This window comes from Pseudoclavibacter sp. Marseille-Q434, from assembly GCF_050315415.1.
Classification (GTDB): Bacteria; Actinomycetota; Actinomycetes; order Actinomycetales; family Microbacteriaceae; genus Pseudoclavibacter.
The window spans coordinates 77,609-98,560 of the sequence record NZ_JBNPQH010000002.1 but is presented as its reverse complement, the minus strand read 5'-3'; the positions used below and the strand labels follow the sequence as shown (position 1 = coordinate 98,560).

Sequence of the window (20,952 nt, the reverse complement as noted above, 5' to 3'; positions counted from 1 at the left end):
CGCTACTGGCCGGGGAGCTTCGCGACGATGCGGGCGTCCATCGCGAGCACACCCTCGAGCGCGAACGGGGTGCCTGCGTGCACGCCGAAGCGGAACGAGCCGGTGAGGCTGTCGACGGGTGTGGTGCTCTCGTCTCGCCACACCTCGGCGTTGACGACGTACTCGCCAGGTGCGAGCGCGAGGCGGTCGAGGTGGAAGTCCATGCTGCCCTGGCCGACCTGCACGGAGTCGGGCTGCCAGCCCAGCTGCTTGCAGGAGGTGCTCCAGATGCGGACGCCCTCGAGCGTCTCGATCGCGATCTTGAAGTTCGGGCGCTCGACCGGGCGCCTGGCCTCGAAGTTGAGGCGGATGGTGGGCGACTCGCCCGTGCGGATCTCGTTGTCGACGGCGCCGCTCTCGCCGACGAGCTCGATCGTGTCGATGTAGAGCTCGCCGCTGCCGTGGCGCTGGCCGCCGCCTTCGATGATCTCCGTGACGTTGCCGGAATCCCGGTACTTGTCGATGATCGCCGTCGCGGGGCCGACTTCCTGCAGCACGCCCTGCTCGAGCCAGGCGGCGCGGTCGCAGAACTCCCGCATGCCCTCGAGGCCGTGCGAGACGACGACGACGGTGCGGCCGCTGGCCTTGAAGTCGGCGAACTTCGCACGGCACTTGGCCTGGAAGTCCATGTCGCCGACGGCGAGCACCTCGTCGACGAGCAGCACGTCCGGTTCCGTGTGGATGGACACGGCGAAGCCGAGACGCACGTACATGCCGCTCGAGTAGTTCTTCACGGGCTGGTCGATGAACTTCTCGATGCCGGAGAAGTCGACGATCGAGTCGAAGCGGCTGTCGATCTGCTGCTTCGACATGCCGAGGATGGAGCCGTTGAGGTACACGTTCTCGCGACCCGTGAGCTCGGGGTGGAAGCCGGAGCCGACCTCGAGCATCGCGGCGATGCGGCCGCGCGTCGTGATGGTCCCGGTGTTGGGCGACAGGATGCCGGCGATGCACTTGAGGAGCGTCGACTTGCCGGAGCCGTTGCGGCCGAGCAGGCCGAAGGTGCCGCCTTCCGGGACCTCGAAGGTCACGTCGTCGAGGGCCTTGAACTCCTCGTACTTCGCCCGCCCGCCCTTGAGCACCGTCGCCTTGAGCGACTGGTTGCGGTCGTGGTAGATGCGGAAGGTCTTCGAGACGCCGGAGACGTCGACTGCTGTGCCTGCCATTTAGAGCTCCTCCACGATGTTCTTCGAGAACCGGGTGAACACGAGGATGCCGATGACCAGCATCACGACTGCCCAGACCCCGATGTAGAGCCAGTTCTCGAGTGGCGGCACCTGGTAGTCGTAGACGATGTTCCTGATCGACTCGAGCATGCGCTGCGTCGGGTTGAGCTGGAAGAGGAAGACGAGCGGCCACGGCTCGCCGAAGAGCAGGCTGCCCTCCTCGGTCAGGTTGTCCTGCGCGTTCTGCACCATCTGCAGGGGGAACATGACGCCGGAGGCGTAGAGCCACAGCTGCGTGAGGATGCCCCAGAGGTGCTCGATGTCACGGAAGTAGACGACGACGACCGAGAGGATGAGCGCGAGTCCGAGCACGAACATGATGATGAGGGCCAGCAGCGGGATCATGAGCGGCAGGTAGGCCAGCACCATGGGGCCGCCGATCAAGCACATGATGAGTGTGATGACCGCGATCTCGATGATGTAGGTCCACGCGTTCGCGAGGATGCGCGAGAGCGGCAGCACCCAGCGAGGGAAGTAGACCTTGCGCAGCAGGTCGGCGCTCGAGACGAGGGACCCCATGCCGCCGTTGACGGAGTTGGAGATGAAGCCCCAGCTCACGACGCCGATGCCGATCCACAGCGGGAAGAAGTGCACGCCCGAGTTCGTACCGGGAGGGGCCGAGATCTCGAAGAGCAGCCCGAAGACGAGCGAGAACGTCGCGATCTGCGCGAGCGGGTTGATGAGCGACCAGATTCGCCCGAGCGCAGTGCGCTTGTACTCCGACCGGATCTCACGGAGTGTGAGATTGACCAGGAGATTGAACGTGAGACCCCGAGACTGGGACCTCACAGAAACAGGCTTAGACATTGTCCTCCGCACACCTTGTGACGCTGGCCCCACGGAGGGGCCGCCCAAGACTAACACCAGGCTTCGGGGCCAATTCGGAGCCTCGCGGCGCGGCCACCGAGGGCCGCACGCGCGAGGTGGGGCGGGTCAGCGACCTGCCCGGAAGTTGCGGTACGCGGCGCGCGACCGGCTGTAGACCGGGCGCAGCGCGTTCGCGAGTCCCGGCGTCCGGCTCAGCACGATGCCCTTCGCGCGACCGAGCGGGGACTCGGCCTGGGAGGCGATGTACCGACGCACGAGCTCGACCTGCTCGCGGAACAGGCCGGGCAGGCCTGCCGTGATCTCCTGCACCTTGTACTCGAGGAGCGTGTGCGAGATGGCGGCGTTGTGCGTCGTCAGCACCGTGCGGACGTGGAAGCCCTCGCTGATCGCGGAGTAGCCGAGCAGTCGCTCGAGCACGTGCGGGAGCCCACCATCCGCGTACTGCCCCTCGTCGGGGAAGTCCTCCCACGTGAAGCCGGCCTGCACGAGCGGGCGCAGCGATTCGGGTCGGGCGATGAACATCGAGCCGAGCGGTGCGAGCGGGCTGGTCTCGTCGAACTCGACGCGCATCCCGAGCTTCGCGGCGAGCTCCTTGGCCGGCTCGAGGTTCGCGAACCAGGCGCGGCCGAGCGTCGGGAAGCCCATGTGGATCATGGGCGGGAAGACCATGCCGAGCGTGGGGTGGTCGACGAAGAGGCGGAGCAGGTTCGTCGTGTACCCGGAAGAGTTGAGCAGGTTCTGGAACAGGTGCTCCTTGAAGTGCCGCCCCGAGTTGAAGCCGTTCTGGGGGCTCTTCTTCGAGTGAAGCTTGACGACGATGTCGTAGCGTCCCGACTCGAGGACGTCCTTGCAGGTGAGCAGGAACGCCGAGATGTCGCGGCCGCGGTTGGAGCCGACGATGCGCACGTCGTCGTCCGGGCGGCCGAGCTCCACGAGCCGCTCCTGGATCGCGGTCTGCTTGTCGGCGTTCGCGGTCGTCACGACGAGGTCGTAGCCGCCGGGGATCGTGTTGGCGAGGTCGACGATCTCGTCGATCATCTCCTCGTAGAAGACGTGCGCGATGACGACCACGCGGAGGTCACTCGGGTCGGCGCCGCCCAGGTCGACGTCCGGCATGATCTCGAGGAGGGCCGCGTTCGTGTTCAGGATGCGCGGCTTGGCCGTCGTGCCGATGTCCTGCCAGAGCAGGTCGAGCGGGTAGTGCTTCTCTTCGAGCTGCTCGAGCACGCGCTTGCCGATGATGGCGAGCTCGTCCAGGTAGATGGGGTCGTGGAAGAAGAAGCGCCGCTTGACGATAGGGCAGCCGTCGGCGATGAGCACGTCGGCGAGGTTGAAGATCGGGTGCTGGTCGCCGTAATGGGCCGACGCGTAGGCGACCCACGAGGAAAAGCCCGCCGACTCGAAGTAGTGGGTGAAACGCGCCTCGTGCAACATGACGGAGTCGTCGTAGGAGTCGATGCGGGGCATGTCGTCCCAGTAGGAGCGCCAGGCGTCTGAGGTGAACATGCTGCGGCGCACGCCGATCCAGTGCGACTGGATGTGGCGGTGCATGACGCCGGTCATCGTGATGGGGTTCGGGACCACGGCCGCGTGGTCGGTGATGCCCCAGAAGTCGACGGTCTTCGCGTCGGCCTCTTCGAGGAGCGGCGCGAACGAGCCGATGGGCCCGTAGAAGGTGTAGTTGGCGAGGATGAGCTCGTCGTAGTCGCGGAGGCGGTCTGACCCGAATTCGCGGAGCGCGTCGCGGTACGCCCAGACGTCGTAGCCGACGTTCTCGCGCTCCCACACCGTGTCGGCGACGGCTTCGAGGCGGCGCCGCGAGTCGGTGGTGAGGGGGGAGTTGGACACGACGAAGATGTGCTCGGCGTGGGCGCGCAGCTCGCGGAGGCAGTGCTCGACGTAGCCGCCGACGTGTCCCTGCTTGTCGTAGACGAGGAAAAATACCACTCGACGCATGAGGTTGGCGTCCTTTGCTCTGCTCACGGCGACCCCGGCTGGAGTCTGTCGGGGCCGGGCGCCGGTGGGCGCCAGCCGATGCCCCATGCTACAGCGGGGTAGCCTTGGCCCATGAAAATCGTCATGACCATGATGGTTCGCGACGAGGCCGACATCATCGCGGCCGTCGTGGAGCATTCGCTCGCTCAGGGCATCGACCACCTCATCGTCACCGACAACGCGTCGGTCGATGGAACCCGCGAGATCCTCGAGCAGTACGAGGAGAAGGGGGTCATGACCCTCCTGCACGATCCCGAGCACAAGAAGCAGCAGGCCCAGGTCGTGACGCGCATGGCTCGCTCGGCGTACTCCGAGCACGGTGCTGACTGGGTCATCAACGGCGATGCCGATGAGTTCGTGTTCGCGCGCGACCGCTCGCTGACCGTCAGGCAGGCGCTGGAGCACTACAGCCCCGACCTGACGACGTTCCGCGTCCCGGTCGTGAACATGGTCGGCTCGTTCGGGCGCGAAGGCAGCGGGCTCGCTCGCCTCCGCTTCAGGGACGAGCGCTCCATCGAGCAGCTGAACCGCGCCGGGGTGTTCGCGCACCCGACTCCCAACGCCATCCACGTGGGCTCGGACGAGGTCGAGGTCGCGCACGGCAACCACTTCGTCTCCCTCGAGCAGCAGGGCGACGTGCCGGAGGGCTTCGAGCTCGAGGTGCTGCACGTGCCGTGGCGTTCCTGGTCGCAGTTCGAGCGGAAGACGGTCGCGATGGCGCTCGGCTTCGAGGCGAACCCGGGGCTTCGCCCGAGCGCGAACCACCATGGCATGCGCGACTGGCGGCGGTACAAGGCCGGCGTGCTCGAGGACTTCTTCGCGCTGCGCATGCCCACGACGTCCGAGCTCGCCGACGGCGGCTACGTCGAGGACACATCCATCATCGACGCGCTGCGCGCGATCGGCGACGCCGCCGTGGTGCCCGCGCAGCTCTCCGCGACGCTGGACGACGGTCACGACGAGGTCTACTCGGACGAGCAGCTGCTGCGCCTCCGCGAGCGGGCCGCGCTCTTCCAGAGGTATGACGACGTCGCACACGAGGAGGTGCGTCTGCTTCGTGAGGAGGTCGACGAGCGCAACTCGACGCTGTACCAGCGAGAGCTGGACCTCGTCGGTCTGCGGACGGCGTACAACGAGCTGGGGCAGCGCGAGGCCGAGGCGCAGACGAAGCTCTACGAGCTGCAGCTGCGTGAGGACCGCACGGCGGCCGCCGAGCACAGCGCAGCGGATGCTCGCGCACAGGCGGCGCGGCTCGGCGCCGAGCTGCTCGGGGCCCGCCAGCAGCTGCGGGCGGTCGAGCAGATGCCGGCGGTCAAGCTCGAACGGAAGGCGCGCCGCGCGGCGAAGTCGGTGCTCAGGCGCTGACCGTCAGGACGGAGAAAAGGGGCGCGCTGTCGAGAGATCGACGGCGCGCCCCGTTCTGTGTCGGTGCTCAGGCGCCGGCGCGGGTCGCCATGAACGACTGGATGTCGCTCGCGTCGCCGTAGACCTCTTTGGAGTCGTACGGACGGTCAGGGAACGCCCCGTACTTCAGGGAGATGTCGAGGTCGTTCTCGGTGATGAACCGCTCGACGTGCTCGCCGAGCGAGACGGGCACACCCGAGCCCACGTTGACGACGCCGCGCAGCTCATCCTGGAGGGCGACGGCCGCGATCTGCCTGCCGAGCTCCTCGACGTGGATGAAGTCGAACTTCGCCTTGCCGGAGGTGAACGGGAACTCGGTCTTGCCCGCGTCCGCGGCCTCGAGGAGCTTCGTGAAGATGGACTGGTTGTTCCGGTCGTCGCCGTAGATGTAGTAGGCGCGCAGCCACTGCAGCGTGACCTTCTCGTCGAAGGCGAGGAACGTCGACTTGCGCAGCGCGTCCTTCGCGATGCCATAGAGCGACAGTGGGTTGGTGGGCGTCTCGGCGGTGATCGCACCCTCGTGCCTGCCGACCTCGTGCATGGTGCCGAGCACGGCGAGGCGCTTGACGCCAGCTTCGACCGCTGAGTTCAGGAACCTGAAGTGATCGGACAGCTTGAGCATGTGCACGGGGGAGTTGTGGGCGAAGCCCGCCTCCCAGGCAAGGTGGATGACCGAGGTCGGTGCCGGCTCGAGGACGCTCGAGTAGTCGGCGTCGCTGCTCAGCAGGTCAAGCTCGACGATCGTCGCAGCCGGGTTGACCTTGGCGGCGCCACCGGGTCGGACGACGGCCACGACGTCTGCGTCCTCGGCGAGCAGCGCGTTCACGACGTGGCGCCCGATGTACCCCCCAGCGCCGGTCACCAGCACCCGTTGGCGTTCTGTCATGACGTTCCTTTCGACAAGGCCCTCACTCTAACGGAGCACGAAGATCGGCATCCGAGGCCAGCAAGGGCGGCACACGTTCCGTGCCATGATGTTTGCTGCGGTGGACGAGGCGGCGCAGGACGCGCGGCCGCTTGCAAAAGAGGAGACGCATGACGAGGACGACAGCCAGCGTGGTCAGCCCTGCTCCTGGTGCATCCAGGCTCCCGGACTGGACCAGGCGGGACTGGGTCTGGGTCGTGGTGGTCTTCCTCGTGGTCACGGTCTGGACGTGGTTCCGGATCCCGCTGCCGGATCACGATGTGGTCTGGGCTGAGGACGGGGTCATCTTCCTCAAGGAGCAGATCGAGCGGGGAACGCTTGCCACGCTCCTGCATCCGTACGCCGGGTACCAGCACTTCCTGCCGAGGGTCTTCAGCGCTGCTGTCGTCGAATGGGTCCCCCTCGAGTCCTACAACCGCGCCGTCTTCACGGTCTGCGTCGTGTTCGCGGGGCTCACGGCCGCTGCGACCTACCGGCTCACTCGGGGCATCATCCGCTGGATCCCGGGCCGTGTGCTCATGTCGCTCGTCCCCGTGGCAGTGCCGCTGCTGAGCCTCGAGATCATCGGCAACTTCGCCGACCTCCACACGTACTGCCTCTGGCTGGCGGCGTGGGTCGCGCTCTCGAAGCCAGCAAGCAAGATCGAGGGCGTCCTCTGGGGAGTCGTCGCGCTCATCGCCTGTCTCACCGAGGTGCAGGCGCTGCTCGTCGTGCCGCTCGTGGTCGTGCGCCTCTTCTGGGACCGCAGCATTCCAGTCCTCGCGATCGCGGCCGGAACGCTCATCGGCGTGGGAACGCAGATGTTCTCCTGGCTCACGACGCCGCGCCCCATCAAGGAGGGTGTCGAGATCGGCATTCCCGATGTCGTGGTCGGCTGGCTGGTGAACGCCGTCCTCCCGATCTGGAACGGGCACCGTGAGACGAACTCGATCCTCCTGGCCGAGTACGGGTGGAAGATCCTGGCACTCGCCGTGCTGCCGTTCGTGCTCGCGACCCTGGCTGCCCTCGTCTTCGACAAGGGGTATCAGCGGTTCGCGCTCTGCGGCCTGCTCTTCATCTCGGCGGCATCCTTCGGCGGGTCCCTTCTCGTGAACCCGCACGAGTCGTTCCAGTACGCGCGGTTCGTGGGCCCCGAGTGGTTCCTCGTGCCCATCGACCTCAGGTACGGCGCGGCCGCGGCTCTGTTCGTGCTCGCCGCGCTTCCGTTCGCGGCGTCCTCGCTCGTGATGCGCTTCAGCCCGAGGTTCCCGGTCCTGTCGCGCACGGTCGTGCTGGTCCTCTCGACCGTCGTCCTGGGCTACATCGCGATCCAGGGGCCGGAGGTGGCCTCAGCGAAGACGATGGCGAAGCCGTGGAGCGCGCAGGTCGGGGCCGCGGTCGTCGCCTGCGAGGCCGCGCCGGAGTCGAGCTACACCTTCGAGAGCGCGCCGGGCATCAGGTACTTCGACCTCTCCTGCCGAGACGTGCTCGAGCGCGCCACGGTCAGGCAGTGATCTGCGGCCGTGCGCCCTCGCGAGGGAGCACGGCCGACCGCGGCTCAGCGCAGGGACTCGACTCGAGCGACGAGCGTCGACGCGCGCGCACCGCCGCTCGGCCCGGCGGCGCGGTTGATGCGGCGCAGCAGGTCGAAGGTCATCGACAGCAGGTACTTCGCGAGCGCCGGCGTGACGGCGACCCTGGGCACGAAGCCCGCGGTCTGCACCGCCAGGGCGACGAGCTTCTGCCAGTCGCGGGTGCTCAGCTGCACGAGGCTTCCGTACTGCGCCGACGCGACGGACGCGCCGAATGTGCGGATCGCCTCGGTGCGGAGGATGACCGTGCCGCCCGACCCCTGCAACGGCGACGTCTTTCGCGAGTAGGGCACCGCGATCCCGAGCATCGAAGCGATGCCCTCGAACGCCGGCGTGGTGTCATCCCACTCCCGGCCGAGCTCGCCGAAGTGCTCGCCGTGGAGCAGCGGGGCCGCGACGAGCAGTCCCAGCTCCGAAGCACGCTCGAACTCGGCGATGGCCGCCGACGGGTCGGGGAGCCCGAAGGTCTCTGCGCCGAACGCGCGCGCGTCGACGAGGTCCGCCTGGCGTCCGCTCTGGTGGAACGCGTCGGGGCCGAGCACGATCGTGACGTCCTGGCTGATGCGGCCGGCGGCTTCAGACCAGTGCGAGGCCACCTCGATGCTGAGGGCGCCAGAGGCCTGGATGAGGGCGTCCGCGTCGCTCAGCCGGGTGCGGGTTCCGGTGACGACCAGCGCGGCCCGGCCTTCGATCAGGCGAGCCTGCGCGAGGCGCTCCTCGAATCCTGCGCCCACTGGGACGAGGACCGCGAACTCCGTCGACGACGCGGCCGTGGACTCGAGCATCGCCCAGTCGTGGAGCGTGGAGAACTGCGCGTACTGGTCCATGCTGCGCTGCATGTGCGGCCGCAGCTGCGCCATGTCGAAGCGCCCGGAGGTCTCGAGGAACTCGTAGAGCCGCGTCGCGTTGAACCCGGCGATCTCCTCGATCGTCGACGGGATGCCCGCGAAGAGGGTCTTGCGCTTGAAGATGGGGCAGTTGCGCTCTTCGATGAGCTCGACCGGGTACGTGTTGAGCGGGTAGAGCGTGTACGGCTCGAGGTCGGTCGTGTCGACGTAGGCCTCCCACGTGAAACCGAGGCGGTCGAAGAACCACGTGAACTTCGCCTCGTGCTTCGCGACGGCGTGCGAGTAGTCGGGGATCTCCGGCAGGTCATCCCAGTAGTCCTGGAACGGCTCGGACAGGAACATCGAGCGACGCACGGCGATGAAGTGCGACTGGATGTGCACGGGCAGGGTCGGCGTCTCGAGGACGCCGAACGGGTCGAAGGGGGCCGCGTGGTGCACGGTGATGCCCCAGAAGTCGAGGTCCTTCGCATCCATCGTGTCGAACATGAGGCCCATGTCGGCGACCGGGCCAACGATCGTGAAGTTGAACATCACGAACTCGTCGTACTCGGCGAGGCCCTCCCAGCCGATCGAGTCGATCGCGGTCTTGTACGCCCAGGAGTCGAACCCCTCGTTGGGACGCACGATGAGGTCGGTGCCGGGGCGCGCGGTGAACAGCTCGCGGCCTGCGTCGTTCAGCTCGCCGTTCACGACGACGATGACGTGGTCGAGGTGCGGCTGCATGCCGTCGAGCAGCGTCGTGACGTACTCGTCGACGACGCCCTGCTCGTCGAAGAAGAAGAAGATGCCGAGCCGCTTGGGCGACCTGAGGTCGCTCAGCTTCACTTGATGCCACCCAGGATGCGCCGTGGCACGGCGAGGATGCGCCTTGGGATGCTCCGGGCCAGCGAGGGGAGACGACGCAGGAGGTTGCGGGCGCGCTGCGCGGTCGTCGGCCGCACGTTGAGGTGATAGTGCGCGTCGTCCAGGGAGTTCTGCAGTGCGAGGACCCTCGCCTTGAGCTCGGCGTTCTCGGCCTTCTCCTCAGCCCGCTCGCGGGCGAGCTCGTCGAGGCGCTCCCGGAGTGCCTCGACCTCGACGACCAGTTCTGCGGAGCTTCGGGTATCGGGTGCGCTGCTTGGCATGGCCACGAGCATATCGCCGGTGACTCCCTTGTTCGTCTCCCTCGCCGCGGGGTCGGCTCGGCGGCGGATAGCATCGACGGATGAGCGCGCGAGCAGTCGGTTCCGAGTCGGAACGGTGGCGACTCGCTCCGCACCGCGAGTCCGCCTGGCTGGCCGGTGTCTTCGCCGTGGCCCTCGTGCTGGCGTGGTTCCGGGTGCCGGCCGGGGCGCACGGAGTGCTCTGGGCGGAGGACGGCGATACGTTCCTGCGCGAGCAGATCGAGCTCGGCAGCCTCGCCACGCTGTTCCATCCGTACGCCGGCTACCAGCATTTCCTGCCTCGGGTGTTCACGATCGTCGCCGCGGAGCTCTTCCCGCGCGACAACTTCGGTGTGGCGGTCTCGTTCCTGAGCCTCCTGGCGACCGCCCTGGTCTGCGCCGGCACGTTCCGCCTGGCCAGGGGAATCGTCACGTGGCTGCCTGCGCGCGTCGCGGTCGCCCTCGTTCCCGTGTTCGTGCCGCTCATCAGCCGCGAGGTGCTCGGCGACCTCGCGAACCTGCACACGTACTGCCTGTGGCTGGTGGTGTGGATCTTCGTCTCCCGAAGCGACGTGTCCAGGGCGGAGCGGGGGTTCTGGGCCGGGGTTGTCCTCGTCTGCCTCCTGACGGAGGTCCAGGCGATCGTCGCGCTGCCCATCCTGCTGCTTCGCCTCCTCTGGGATCGCGGCCAAGCGGTGTGGCTCCTGCTCACCGGCGCCCTCCTGGGCGTCCTGCCTCAGCTCGTGACGTGGCTGCTCGCCCCCCGGCCTCAGTTCAACGCCCCACATGGGCCCATCTCCGTCGCCGATGTGCTCGTCGGCTGGGGCGCGACGGCGCTGCTTCCCGTCTGGAGCGGCGACACCGAGTCGAACGCGGTGGCGCTCGCGAGCCAGGGGGCGGGCATCCTGGTGCTGGCCTTCGTGCCCTTCGCGCTCGCGGTGGGGCTCGTGATGGCGATTGGGCGGCGACCGGAGCGCGTGGCCCTAGCCGCGCTGCTGCTGGTCTCGGCTGCGGCATTCGGTGGCACGCTCCTCGTCAACCCGCTGACGATCTTCCAGTTCGCCCGGTTCGAGGGCGGTGACTGGCTGACTGCGCAGATCGACATCCGCTACGGGGCCGCCGCAGCGATCTTCGCGCTCGCGAGCTTCCCGCTCGCGGCGTCCGCGATCGTCGAGCGCTGGGGAGTGCGAGCCCCGCGCGCTGCGCGCTTGGCCGCCGCGGCTCTCCTGCTCGCCGTCGGGGCCGCGGTGGTGTCGCAGTGGGCGACCGTGCCGGATGATCGCCGCGCCGTTCCTGCCTGGTCGGCGCAGTACCGCGATGCGGTCGCAACCTGTGTCGGCGAGCCGGAGGGCGAGCGCGTCTTCGCCGTCGCGCCCGGCAAGTCCTTCGTGCTCGCCTGCGACGACCTGCTCCGCGACGCCGGGAAGTAGCGGAGGAGAAGCGTCAGACGCCCTCGAGCTTGTTGCGCTCGACGATCGGCAGGGGCCCCGTCTTGGTCGAGATGGTGCGCCTCGGCAGCGCGGGGAGGTCTTGGATGCGCAGCTTCGAGTAGATCGCCAGGTAGCAGAGCAGCAGCCAGTTCCCCTCGACGAGGAGGCGCGACTCGGTCAGCGACTGCACCGCGAGGGCGACCATGAGCAGGAACGCGAGCATGGCCGTCGGCGGGAAGTCGCGGGGTCCGCTGGCGTCGGTCTGCGGGCGGTCGACGGCCAGCCACCAGGTGCGGATGAGGGTCGAGAGCACGATGCCGACGAAGAAGAACGCACCGATGAGGCCCGTCTGCATCCACACGTCGAGGTAGGCGTTGTGGGCCTGCAGGAAGTGCACCCCGTCGACGACGAGGAGTCCCTTGAACGGCTCCACCCACGGGGCCCAGTAGCTGATCCACCCCATGCCGGTGAGCCAGTGCTCGCTGCCGAGCCGACCGACCTCGGCCCAGATGTCGCCGCGGCCCGACATGTCGCTCGAGCGGTTGATGAGGCCGAAGAGCTGCGTGTTGAACTGGAGCACGATCCAGCCGACGACGAGCATGATGGCGAAGACCGCGCCGTACATGCCCCACCGTTGCGCGTTGCTGAGCGGGCGTGCGATGAAGACGAGGGCCACGGCCAGGAGCACGACGGCGCACCCCACGAAGACGGTGGCCGACTTGCAGAGGAGGATCGCGACCAGGCCGAGCACGATCCAGGTGATCGCCGGCCACCGCTTCATCTGCTTGGCGTACCACTGCACGGCGACGGCGATGACGCACAGGAGCGCGGCCATGGCGAGCAGGTTGCGGTTGCCGAGGATGCCCTGGATGGCGCTGCCCGCGAAGATGTGCCCCTGGCTCCAGAGGAACGCGGCTGGCACGGTCTCGGCGGTGGCTCCGGGGATGCCGGAGACGCGCTCGAGCTGACCGGGGATGAGGAGGGCGAGGGGTAGCACGCCGCCGGGGAAGAAGATGGCGACGAGGACCTCGAACGCGAGCGAGAGGCCGAGGATCCAGCGCATGGCCGCGCTGAAGGCGCGCAGGAACTGCGGCTTCGTGAGCGAGACGGCGAGGGCGAGGGCGACGATCACCGTCACGAGCTGGATGCCGAAGCCGAGGAGCGACTCGGGTCGGTAGGCGGACCAGATGATGGAGAAGGCGCACCAGACGACGAAGGCGACGAGCGCCGACGGGAGATGCATGATCTTCGGGAGGGGCTTCTTGCTGGCGAGGAGCCAGATCGAGATGCCGATGATGATCGCGACGACGACGCCGAAGCCGTACCAGGTGAGCAGGTTGCGCCAGAAGTCGCCGGCGAAGGCCGTGAAGAACGTGAACGTCGCGAAGGCGGTGAGCCCGGGGCTCCCCGGTACCCGGGACACGAATCGACGCCATGGGGCGCGTTCGGTCGCGATGGAGTCTGCGGGGATTCGGGTGGAGCTCACCGGCCTATTCTCGCTCACTCGCGGACCTGATCGGTGCTGTTCCGCTGGAAGCCAGGGCCGCGCGACGGCCGGCGCCGCTCACACGAACGCCGCGTGGCCCGTGATCGACCTGCCGACGATTAGGGTGTTCATCTCCCTGGTTCCCTCGTACGAGTAGATGGCCTCCGCATCCGCGAAGAACCGGCCGACACCGTAGTCGGCGACGATGCCGTTGCCTCCGCACACCTCCCGCGCGAGGGCGACGACCTGTCGCATGTTTCCCGTGGCCACGGCCTTCGCGAGCGCCGAGTGCTCGTCGCGCTGGGCGTCGTCATCGTCGAGCTGCGAAACCCGAACGCACAGCGTGATGCTCGCGGTGATGAGTCCGAGCGCGTCGACGAGGCGCTCCTGGATGAGCTGTCGTGCCGCGATGGGGGCGCCGAACTGGAGCCGGTCCTTCGCGTAGGCGAGCGCGTTCTCGTAGGCGCCGACGGCGATGCCCGTCGCGAGCCATGCGACCTCGGCCCTGGTCTTGCGCAGCACACGGGCCGTGTCCTTGAACGAGTTGGCATGCTCGAGCTTCGCGTCGGCGGGCACGCGCACGCCGTCGAGGGTGATGTCGGCGTTCTGCACGATGCGGAGCGAGACCTTCCGCTCGATCTTCGTCGCGGTGAAGCCGGGAAGGGAGGTGTCGACCACGAAGCCCTTCACCTGCCCGTCCGCCACGTCCTTGGCCCAGATCACGACGATGTCCGCGAAGGTCGCATTCCCGATCCAGCGCTTCGCGCCGTTGAGCACCCACTCGTCGCCGACGAGCTCGGCGGTCGTCGTGAGCCCCCTGGCGGAGTCGCTGCCGGAACCGGGCTCGGTGAGTCCGAAGGCGCCGACGATCTCCCCGGACGCCAGCGCGGGGAGCCAGCGTTCACGCTGGGCGACGGAACCGCAGAGGCCGATGGCGCCAAGGGCCAGGCCGTTCTGCACGCCGACGTAGGTCGCGACGCTCGCATCGACGCGAGCGAGCTCGAGGGCAGTCCACCCGCGGAAGACCGCAGAGTTCTCGAATCGTCTGGTCTCCTCGAAGGCGAGGCCGACGACGCCGGCCGCGGCGAGGCCCTGGACGATCTCGCGCGGGAAGGTCGCGGCCTCCCAGTGCGCGTCGATCACGGGGCGCACGTCGCGCTCGAGGTAGTCGCGGAGGTTCGAGATCAGGCCCTTCTCCTCTGGAGAGAGCTCGGCTTCGAGCCCGGTGAAGTCGCCTGGCAGTAGCTGAAACTCGTTGTCGTCCATGACCGTCCTGTTCCTGGTCGAGCGGGGTGGGGCGCTGCGAGGCCGTGGCGGCGTTGCCTCCGGCGACGAATCGAGCGCTCCGCGAGCTTACGAAGAGGTGAGCCGGGTGCGCCACCGGGTTGGTGGAAACCATGAAGTCGAACGCGAGCTGGGTGCGCACCCTTGTATCTGCCATGCAGTTCGTCGCACCTCTCCCACAGGCGGACAGAGATTCGGTAGCCTTCGCGTGATGTTTCTGCCACTGAAGAATGCGCCCCGCGACTACGCCTGGGGTGCCCCGGGATCGATCTCGCAGCTCCTCGGCACGACCGGTGCCTGCACCCTCGACGACGCGGACTGGGACGGGGTGCCGCAAGCCGAGCTCTGGCTCGGTGCGCATCCTGGGGCGCCGAGTCGAATCGTCGACCCCGAACTGGCGGGTGGCGACGACGCTCGACGCCTGGATCGCGCAGGAGCCGGTGGCCACGCTCGGGCGGTACGCCATGGGCCTGCGGGAGGGCGATGGGCCGGGGCTCCCGTACCTACTGAAGGTCCTCTCGGCGGCGGCACCGTTGTCGCTGCAGGTGCACCCGACGCTGGCGGATGCCCGTCGCGGGTTCGATCGAGAGAACTCGTCCGGCATCCCCCTCAGCGCGCCGGAGCGCAACTACAAGGACCCGCTCCACAAACCCGAGATGCTCCTCGCGCTGAGCGAGACGATGGATGCCCTCGCCGGCTTCCGCGATTTCGGTGAGGTCGCCGCCGTGGTCGGCGACTTCGCCCAGCGGGCGGATGCAGATCAAGAGCAGCCGGGAGCTGGGCGCGCGGCGCTTGCAGACTTCAGCGCTCGGGTCCGCTCGCTCGCCACCGGCGAGGATCTCCGGGAACTCGTCACCTGGCTCCTCGAGGGTGGCGAGGCGGTTGATGAACTCGTCGCCGCCGTGTCCCGGGTCGCGCTCGCGGGCGACGAGGCCGGTGACCAGGCCGAGCGCTTCGCTCGTGAGCGCGGCATCATCGCGACGCTCGCGCGCATGTACGCGGGTGACCCCGGGATCGCGCTCGCGCTCCTGCTCAACCACATCACCATCCGTCGTGGTGAGGCTATCTTCCTGCCGGCCGGGAACATGCACGCCTACGTCCGCGGGCTCGGCATCGAGATCATGGCGGCGTCCGACAACGTGCTGCGTGGCGGGCTCACGCCCAAGCACATCGATATTCCCGAGCTGCTCGCACGGCTGGACTTCGCGCCGGTGCCCCCGCCGTACATCGCGGCGACGCGCATCCAGGACGGTGTCGAGGAGTATCGGCCCGAGATCCCCGACTTCCGCCTCGTGCGGGTTGTTCCGAGTCCTGTCGACACGGTCAAGACCATCCACCTCGATGGGCCCACGATGCTGCTCTGCCTCGAGGGGGAGGCCCGTCTCGAGGGAGCCAAGACGACTGCCTCCATCTCGGCGGGCGAGTCTGTCTTCGTGACCCCGGACGAGCTGCCGGTGCGAGTGATCGGCTCGGTCGACCTCTTCGCGGCGGGTCCGGGGCTCGACAGGCGCGACACGGTGCCGATGCGACACGCCGACTAGCTGGGAATTTCCGGCGCGGGCATTCCGACGCGCCGTTTCCTGGTCCCTCAGGGGATCCTCGGCGACACGCCGTCGCGAATCCCGCGCGGCTTCTCCGAAAAGTCTCAAGACCGGGCTTAGTGTTGAGGGCTTCCGACTTGACGCGGGGTGAATTACAACGATGTAATGATTCCGACGCGCGGGCAGGTGCCCGCAAGCAACGTGGGGAGAACGTGATATGGCAATTCCAGGGAGGAACCCCTCGGTTCCCGAAGACTGGTATGTCGACCCGGTCGTCCTCGGCGTCCCAGGAGTCCGCAGGAATGTCGGAGACGACAACCCGCTCGCCTGGCAGGCAGACGCGCTGTGCGCGCAGGTCGACCCCGAAGCCTTCTTCCCGGAGAAGGGCGGCTCGACGCGCGACGCGAAGCGCATCTGCGATTCCTGCGAGGTCCGGAGCGACTGCCTCGAGTACGCGCTCTCCAACGATGAGCGCTTCGGCATCTGGGGTGGGCTGAGCGAACGGGAGCGGCGCAAGCTCCGCAAGCAAGCCTGAGCGGCGCGGGCCACGGGCGTCAGGCCCGGGCCGCATCGTCTTGGCCAGTCAGTCTCGGGTGAGAGCGCGCGAGCAGGCGGGGCCCCGTCTCGACTCCGGTCGGGCGGGGCCCTTCGTGCATCCATGAGCGGGGGAGCCGGATGCATGAGCGGGAGACGAGCCAGTGCGCCGTCGACGCGTGTCGCGGCTTGCCGCCCCCAATGCGAGATCGGCCGGGGGACCCGAATACCATTCGTTCAATGCGTCCCGGAGTCACCGCAATCCTTGTCGCGCGAGATGCGTCGCGCGCGCTCGAGCGCACCATCGCCGCGCTCGAGGGCTCCTCGCGCCTCCCCGAACGCGTCGTGATGGTGAATCTGGCCTCGACGGATTCGACACTGGACATCATGCGGGCGTCCGAGCCGGACATCCTGCTGACGTTGGAGACCGATACGACCTTCGGCGGTGCCGTCGCCGAAGCCGTTGCCGTGCTCGAGGAGCAGGGCCTCCACTCGGAGGGGGATTGGCTCTGGCTGCTCGCGGCCGACAACGCCCCGGAGCACGATGCGCTCGAGCAGCTCCTCGCGACGGCTGAGCGGAATCCGTCGCTCGAGGTGACCGGCCCGAAGCTGGTGCGCAGCGACGACGCCGCGACGCTCGTGGAGTTCGGCCAGTCCATGCTGCAGAACGGTGAGAGCCTGCGCCTTCGCGAGGACGAGCTCGATCAGGGCCAGTTCGATCAGGATTCCGACGTGCTCGGTGTCGCGGCCGGTGGGATGCTGGTGCGCCGTGAACCGTGGTTGGCTCTCGACGGTTTCGACCCCGGTCTCCCGGCAGTGGACGATGCGCTCGACTTCTGCACGCGCGTGTGGCTCGCCGGCGGACGTGTGCTCCTGACCCCGTCTGCTCGAGTCGCCTGCGACCCGGAGGCTCCGGGCACGGCCGCGATGAACCCCTCGATGAGCGCCTCTGCCGTCGCGGCGGCGCGCGATACCGCGAGGGTCCACCGCAGTCTCACGAAGACCCCGCCGCCCGCGTTCGCCGTGCTCCGGCTCCTGCTCATACCGATCGCCATCCTCAAGGGCGTCTGGCACCTCGTTCGGAAGCGTCCGCGGCGTATCCTCGCAGAGCTCAGGTCCGCCGCTCGCGTGACGTTCGGCAAGACGGGCGCGGCCCGCTCGAGGGCGCAGTTCGCGAAGACCCGCACCGAGTCGTGGACGGTCATCGAGCCGTTGCTCGTGAGCGCCGAGGAGAACCAGAAGACGCTGGGCCTGCAACGCGAGGAGCTGCGTGCGCTCACGCACGAGGAGCGCGAGCGGTACTCGCTGGTCGGCTCCGGCGGCCTCTGGGTGCTGCTCGTGTCCACGCTGCTCGGCCTCGGGCTGGCGCTGCCGCTCATCGGTCAGACGACGCTGTCCGGTGGCGGACTCCTTCCCCTCGCCGACTCGATCGGCGCGCTGTGGGGGAGGACGGGGTACGGCGTCCGCGACGTGGGTGACGGGGCCTTCGGTGTGGCAGACCCCTTCACCTATGTGCTCGCGGTGCTCGGCACCCTCACCTTCTGGTACCCGAGTCTCAGCATCGTGCTGCTCTGGCTCTTCGCCCTCCCGCTGGCCGCGATGGGCGCCTGGCTTCTTGTGGCGCGACTCACCAAGCGGGCCGGCCTCCGCGCCTTCGGTGCGTTCGCCTGGATGCTCGCGCCCCCGCTGCTGGTGGCGCTGGCCGAGGGGCGCATCGCGGCGGTCATCGCGCACCTCGTCCTCCCATGGCTGATCTTCTCCGCCCTGAGCGCTTCGCGGAACTGGTCGCGCGCGGCGGCCACCGGCCTGCTCGCCGCAGTCGCGATCGCATCCGCTCCGCTCCTCGCGGTCCCGCTTGCCGTCGTCTGGCTCGTCTGGCTGGTGATCGGCGGTCGTGGGTTCCTGCAGCGACTGCTGACGGCCGCTCCGACCCTGGTCCTCTTCGCTCCGCTCGCGGTCGCGCAATGGAACCGAGGGCGGCCGCTGGCCCTGTTCGCCGACCCGGGCGTCCCGCTCGCGAGCACGGCGCCGGATGCGTGGCAGCTGCTCCTCGGCTTCCCCACCTCGCTCGTCGCCGATCCCAGCTGGGCTGGTGGACAGCTCGAGGCGTATCCCTTCGCCCCGATCATCGCCGCCGTCCTGGTGGCGCCCCTGTTCCTTCTCGCGGTCCTCGCCCCCGGTGGCCGCAACTGGCGCACGGCGCTCTTCGGTCTCCAGCTCCTTCTCCTCGGCTTCGTGACCAGCGCGGCGGCAACCCGTCTCGGGTTCGCGCACGTCGGCGTCGAGAGCATCTCCCTGTGGCCGGGCAGTGCGCAGTCGCTCATGTGGCTCGGCGCCGTGGTGGCGGCCGCGGCGACGCTCGGGGCGATCAGAGCGCGCGCCTCGCACGTCCTCGCCGGCGTCACGATCGCGGGCATGGTGCTCCTGGCTGCACTGCCGGCAACTGCGGTGGCGCGCGGCGACGCACTGGTCGGCGCAGGCGACGGCCGGTCCCTTCCAGCGATCGTCGACGCCCAGGGGCGAGCTTCTGACGAGGTGGGAACCCTCGTCATCGTTCCGCTTCCGAGTGGCGCGGTCGAGGTGCGGCTCGAACGGGGAACGGGTGACGGCCTCGACTCGCAATCGACGCTGCGCACGACAAGCGTCGGTTTCTCCTCCGGTGACCAGCGCCTGGCTGAACTGGCCGTGAACTTCGCCTCGGATTCCCTCTTCCGCCCGACAGAGGAGCTGCACGCGCTCGGCATCTCGTACCTGCTCGTGCCGGAGGGCTCAAGCGACGCGGCGACGATGGAGGGCCGACTCGTGTCCTCGCTCGACGCGAACCCGGGCCTGCGTCCGGCGGGCGCAACGGAGTTCGGCGCGCTCTGGCAGGTGGTCGGACCCACGCTCGAACCCACCGACCCGAGCGTCGCTGGCCCCCTCGACACTGCGAACACCGGGACGACGCTCGGGCGGTGGATGCTCATCGTGCAAGGCGTCCTGCTCGCGCTGACCCTCCTCACTGCCCTCCCGACCGGGGGCCTCACGGCGCGTGCCGCCGATGTGCGCCGCCGCGAGAAGACCACCGGTCGCCCCTGGTACGACCTGGACGGTGACGGTTTCGACGATGGCGAGCGGATGCTGCGTCGCGACGTCACGTCGCTCACCGTCGATGACTTCGAGGACGACGATGACGACGTGCTCGGCACGGGAGCACGGGGAGGCGACCATGACGCCCGATGAATCGACCGTGATCGCCGAGGCGCGTGCCGCGGACGACGCCGCCCGCGAGGCTTCCAGACCTGCCGCGAGTGGCCGGCGTCCCATCTGGCGGGTCCTGAGCGTCGGCGCCGCGCTCGTGACCGTGGGAGGCGTGGTCGCGGCGGTGCAGCTCGCACCGGAGGCCGTGCTCTCCACTCCCGCCAATGCTGTCCTCGTCAGCCCGGTCGCGAGCGCGCAGGAGCGCGTGTGCCCAGGCCCCCTCACGTTGCTCGGCTTAGCGACGGATGACCCGACGCTGCCAGCGACCCTGGGGACGACGAGTATCCGTCTCGCCGGAGACCTCGACGAGCTCGACGTCGAGCCGATCGTGCAGTCGACCCCAGTCGCCGACGAGCAGCAGGCGCTCGCGCCGGTCCGCTTCACGGTTCCGGGGATGACCGAGGACGGCGCCCCGACCGAGTTCGGAGCGGCACAGACACTGGAGCTCGCTCAGCCCTCGGCCGCGGGCTTCGCCGCGACATCCTGCCGCATGCCGTCCGCCGAGCAGTGGCTCGTCGGGGGGAGCACCGCCGAGGGCAGCAGCACGCAGCTGGTCATCGTGAACCCCGCCGACCGAGCCGCCGAGGTCCGCGTGACGGTGACGACGGCGGATGGCACGGTGCAGGCCCCGACGATCCGCGAGATCGCGGTGCCCGCCAGCAGCCGTGAGGTGGTGAGCCTCGAGGGCGTGGCGCCCGACCGGGGCGACCTCGTCGTGCAGGTCGAAGCCGTCTCCGGCAGCGTGACCTCCACACTGCACCAGACGCGCACCTCGGGGGCGACGCCGAGCGGCATCGAGATCATCGGAGCGCAGGACGCGCCGAGCACCTCCCTCTCGATCGTGGGCGTGCCCTCGACGAGCACGGCGTCCGAGGCGGAGGGCACCCTGGTGCTCGAGCGCGGCGCCACGCTTCGCGTCCTCGCGCCCGGCGACGAGGAGACCGAGCTCTCGGTGGCCGTTCGCGATGCAGCAGGCACCTCGCTCGAGCCGATCTCGCTGACGATCCAGGGAGGCCGAACCACCGAGATCCCGCTCACCGGATACCCGATCGGCCAGTACACCCTCGAGATCGAGGCAAGCCACCCCGTCGTCGCCTCGGTGCAGACGACGGCCACGGCGACCTCCTCGGACCTGGCCTGGTACCAGCCGGTTCCCGCGCTGAGCGGCGGCCAGGTCGTGGCCGTGCCGAACGGCCCGTCACCGAAGCTGCAGCTCGCCGACGCCGACGGGGTCGAGAAGACCGCGACGCTCATCGCAGACGACGGCACTGAGACTGCGATCTCCATCCCGGCGCACGGCACCACGTCCGTCGACGTCGAGGCAGGCCGCGAGTACCGGCTCGAGGGACTCGATCGGATCTCCGTCCAGCTCGCCTACGCGGGCGACGGCCAGCTCGCTGCCATCCCCATCTCGGCGAGCAACCCGCTCGCCGAGGTCATCACCGTCTACCGCTGAGCG

Annotated in this window: 15 protein-coding genes and 1 pseudogene; 8 read left to right on the top strand and 8 right to left on the bottom strand. The window is 68.8% G+C overall.

Annotation, left to right across the window (positions count from 1 at the left end):
- Nucleotides 1–2 precede the first annotated feature (2 nt).
- From ACQFZP_RS07360 to ACQFZP_RS07350, 3 genes are all read right to left on the bottom strand, one after another.
- The gene (locus ACQFZP_RS07360) at nucleotides 3–1,205 is read right to left on the bottom strand and encodes an ABC transporter ATP-binding protein (RefSeq protein WP_211890843.1); all 1,203 of its coding nucleotides are present in this window, start codon (nucleotides 1,203–1,205) and stop codon (nucleotides 3–5) included.
- Nucleotides 1,206–2,054, bottom strand: a complete 849-nt coding sequence (locus tag ACQFZP_RS07355; protein WP_211890841.1) for an ABC transporter permease — start codon at nucleotides 2,052–2,054, stop codon at nucleotides 1,206–1,208. It lies immediately after the preceding gene.
- Between the two features lie 144 nt (nucleotides 2,055–2,198).
- Nucleotides 2,199–4,076: a rhamnan synthesis F family protein gene (locus ACQFZP_RS07350; protein ID WP_211890839.1), complete on the bottom strand. Its 1,878-nt coding sequence runs from the start codon at nucleotides 4,074–4,076 to the stop codon at nucleotides 2,199–2,201.
- 84 nt (nucleotides 4,077–4,160) lie between these two features.
- On the opposite strand from ACQFZP_RS07350, the gene ACQFZP_RS07345 reads away from it, so the two are divergent.
- Nucleotides 4,161–5,453, top strand: coding sequence for a glycosyltransferase family 2 protein (locus ACQFZP_RS07345; protein ID WP_211890837.1), 1,293 nt, complete (start codon nucleotides 4,161–4,163; stop codon nucleotides 5,451–5,453).
- Nucleotides 5,454–5,520: 67 nt separating this feature from the next.
- Here the strand turns inward: ACQFZP_RS07345 and ACQFZP_RS07340 are convergent, their stop codons facing one another.
- Complete coding sequence (locus ACQFZP_RS07340; RefSeq protein WP_179557951.1) at nucleotides 5,521–6,378, bottom strand: NAD-dependent epimerase/dehydratase family protein; 858 nt, start codon at nucleotides 6,376–6,378, stop codon at nucleotides 5,521–5,523.
- 149 nt (nucleotides 6,379–6,527) lie between these two features.
- Here ACQFZP_RS07340 and ACQFZP_RS07335 point away from each other — a divergent pair, with 149 nt between their 5' ends.
- A complete protein-coding gene (locus tag ACQFZP_RS07335; RefSeq protein ID WP_104312798.1) occupies nucleotides 6,528–7,910 on the top strand; it encodes a hypothetical protein in 1,383 nt (460 codons plus the stop codon).
- A 44-nt stretch (nucleotides 7,911–7,954) separates the two neighbouring features.
- Here the strand turns inward: ACQFZP_RS07335 and ACQFZP_RS07330 are convergent, their stop codons facing one another.
- Nucleotides 7,955–9,661 (bottom strand): rhamnan synthesis F family protein, encoded by a 1,707-nt coding sequence (locus tag ACQFZP_RS07330; RefSeq protein ID WP_211890835.1) that lies wholly within the window; start codon nucleotides 9,659–9,661, stop codon nucleotides 7,955–7,957.
- Nucleotides 9,658–9,960 carry a hypothetical protein gene (locus tag ACQFZP_RS07325; protein ID WP_211890833.1) on the bottom strand — a complete coding sequence of 101 codons (303 nt, stop codon included), beginning with the start codon at nucleotides 9,958–9,960 and terminating at the stop codon, nucleotides 9,658–9,660. The genes ACQFZP_RS07330 and ACQFZP_RS07325 overlap by 4 nt, the downstream gene beginning before the upstream one ends.
- A gap of 80 nt (nucleotides 9,961–10,040) precedes the next feature.
- Here ACQFZP_RS07325 and ACQFZP_RS07320 point away from each other — a divergent pair, with 80 nt between their 5' ends.
- On the top strand, nucleotides 10,041–11,408 hold the full coding sequence (locus ACQFZP_RS07320) for a hypothetical protein (RefSeq protein ID WP_211890831.1): 1,368 nt from the start codon (nucleotides 10,041–10,043) through the stop codon (nucleotides 11,406–11,408).
- Nucleotides 11,409–11,421: 13 nt separating this feature from the next.
- On the opposite strand, the gene ACQFZP_RS07315 is transcribed toward ACQFZP_RS07320, so the two are convergent.
- Together ACQFZP_RS07315 and ACQFZP_RS07310 are read right to left on the bottom strand one after the other, a co-directional pair.
- Nucleotides 11,422–12,894, bottom strand: a complete 1,473-nt coding sequence (locus tag ACQFZP_RS07315; RefSeq protein ID WP_179557955.1) for an O-antigen ligase family protein — start codon at nucleotides 12,892–12,894, stop codon at nucleotides 11,422–11,424.
- Between the two features lie 78 nt (nucleotides 12,895–12,972).
- On the bottom strand, nucleotides 12,973–14,160 hold the full coding sequence (locus ACQFZP_RS07310) for an acyl-CoA dehydrogenase family protein (RefSeq protein WP_211890829.1): 1,188 nt from the start codon (nucleotides 14,158–14,160) through the stop codon (nucleotides 12,973–12,975).
- Between ACQFZP_RS07310 and ACQFZP_RS07305 the strand changes: the two are divergent.
- From ACQFZP_RS07305 to ACQFZP_RS07285, 5 genes and pseudogenes are all read left to right on the top strand, one after another.
- A pseudogene (locus ACQFZP_RS07305) lies at nucleotides 14,159–14,515 on the top strand (hypothetical protein); the annotation flags it as partial. The gene ACQFZP_RS07310 and the pseudogene ACQFZP_RS07305 sit on opposite strands and share 2 nt — an antisense overlap.
- Nucleotides 14,409–15,719, top strand: coding sequence for a mannose-6-phosphate isomerase, class I (gene manA, locus ACQFZP_RS07300; RefSeq protein ID WP_283245161.1), 1,311 nt, complete (start codon nucleotides 14,409–14,411; stop codon nucleotides 15,717–15,719). The pseudogene ACQFZP_RS07305 and the gene manA, both read left to right, overlap by 107 nt.
- Nucleotides 15,720–15,936: 217 nt before the next feature.
- A complete protein-coding gene (locus ACQFZP_RS07295) occupies nucleotides 15,937–16,254 on the top strand; it encodes a WhiB family transcriptional regulator (protein WP_104252260.1) in 318 nt (105 codons plus the stop codon).
- A gap of 239 nt (nucleotides 16,255–16,493) precedes the next feature.
- Nucleotides 16,494–19,475 (top strand): glycosyltransferase, encoded by a 2,982-nt coding sequence (locus tag ACQFZP_RS07290; RefSeq protein ID WP_211890825.1) that lies wholly within the window; start codon nucleotides 16,494–16,496, stop codon nucleotides 19,473–19,475.
- The gene (locus tag ACQFZP_RS07285; RefSeq protein WP_211890823.1) at nucleotides 19,462–20,949 is read left to right on the top strand and encodes a DUF5719 family protein; all 1,488 of its coding nucleotides are present in this window, start codon (nucleotides 19,462–19,464) and stop codon (nucleotides 20,947–20,949) included. Before ACQFZP_RS07290 ends, ACQFZP_RS07285 begins: the two co-directional genes overlap by 14 nt.
- Nucleotides 20,950–20,952 lie beyond the last annotated feature (3 nt).

Excerpts from the sequence above, each read along its gene's own strand:
- ACQFZP_RS07290 (WP_211890825.1), top strand. The coding sequence starts at position 16,494 with ATGCGTCCCGGAGTCACCGCAATCCTTGTCGCGCGAGATGCGTCGCGC.
- ACQFZP_RS07360 (WP_211890843.1), bottom strand. The coding sequence starts at position 1,205 with ATGGCAGGCACAGCAGTCGACGTCTCCGGCGTCTCGAAGACCTTCCGC.
- ACQFZP_RS07285 (WP_211890823.1), top strand. The coding sequence starts at position 19,462 with ATGACGCCCGATGAATCGACCGTGATCGCCGAGGCGCGTGCCGCGGAC.
- ACQFZP_RS07310 (WP_211890829.1), bottom strand. The coding sequence starts at position 14,160 with ATGGACGACAACGAGTTTCAGCTACTGCCAGGCGACTTCACCGGGCTC.
- ACQFZP_RS07320 (WP_211890831.1), top strand. The coding sequence starts at position 10,041 with ATGAGCGCGCGAGCAGTCGGTTCCGAGTCGGAACGGTGGCGACTCGCT.
- ACQFZP_RS07335 (WP_104312798.1), top strand. The coding sequence starts at position 6,528 with ATGACGAGGACGACAGCCAGCGTGGTCAGCCCTGCTCCTGGTGCATCC.
- ACQFZP_RS07345 (WP_211890837.1), top strand. The coding sequence starts at position 4,161 with ATGAAAATCGTCATGACCATGATGGTTCGCGACGAGGCCGACATCATC.
- ACQFZP_RS07340 (WP_179557951.1), bottom strand. The coding sequence starts at position 6,378 with ATGACAGAACGCCAACGGGTGCTGGTGACCGGCGCTGGGGGGTACATC.
- manA (WP_283245161.1), top strand. The coding sequence starts at position 14,409 with ATGCGCCCCGCGACTACGCCTGGGGTGCCCCGGGATCGATCTCGCAGC.
- ACQFZP_RS07325 (WP_211890833.1), bottom strand. The coding sequence starts at position 9,960 with ATGCCAAGCAGCGCACCCGATACCCGAAGCTCCGCAGAACTGGTCGTC.
- ACQFZP_RS07295 (WP_104252260.1), top strand. The coding sequence starts at position 15,937 with ATGGCAATTCCAGGGAGGAACCCCTCGGTTCCCGAAGACTGGTATGTC.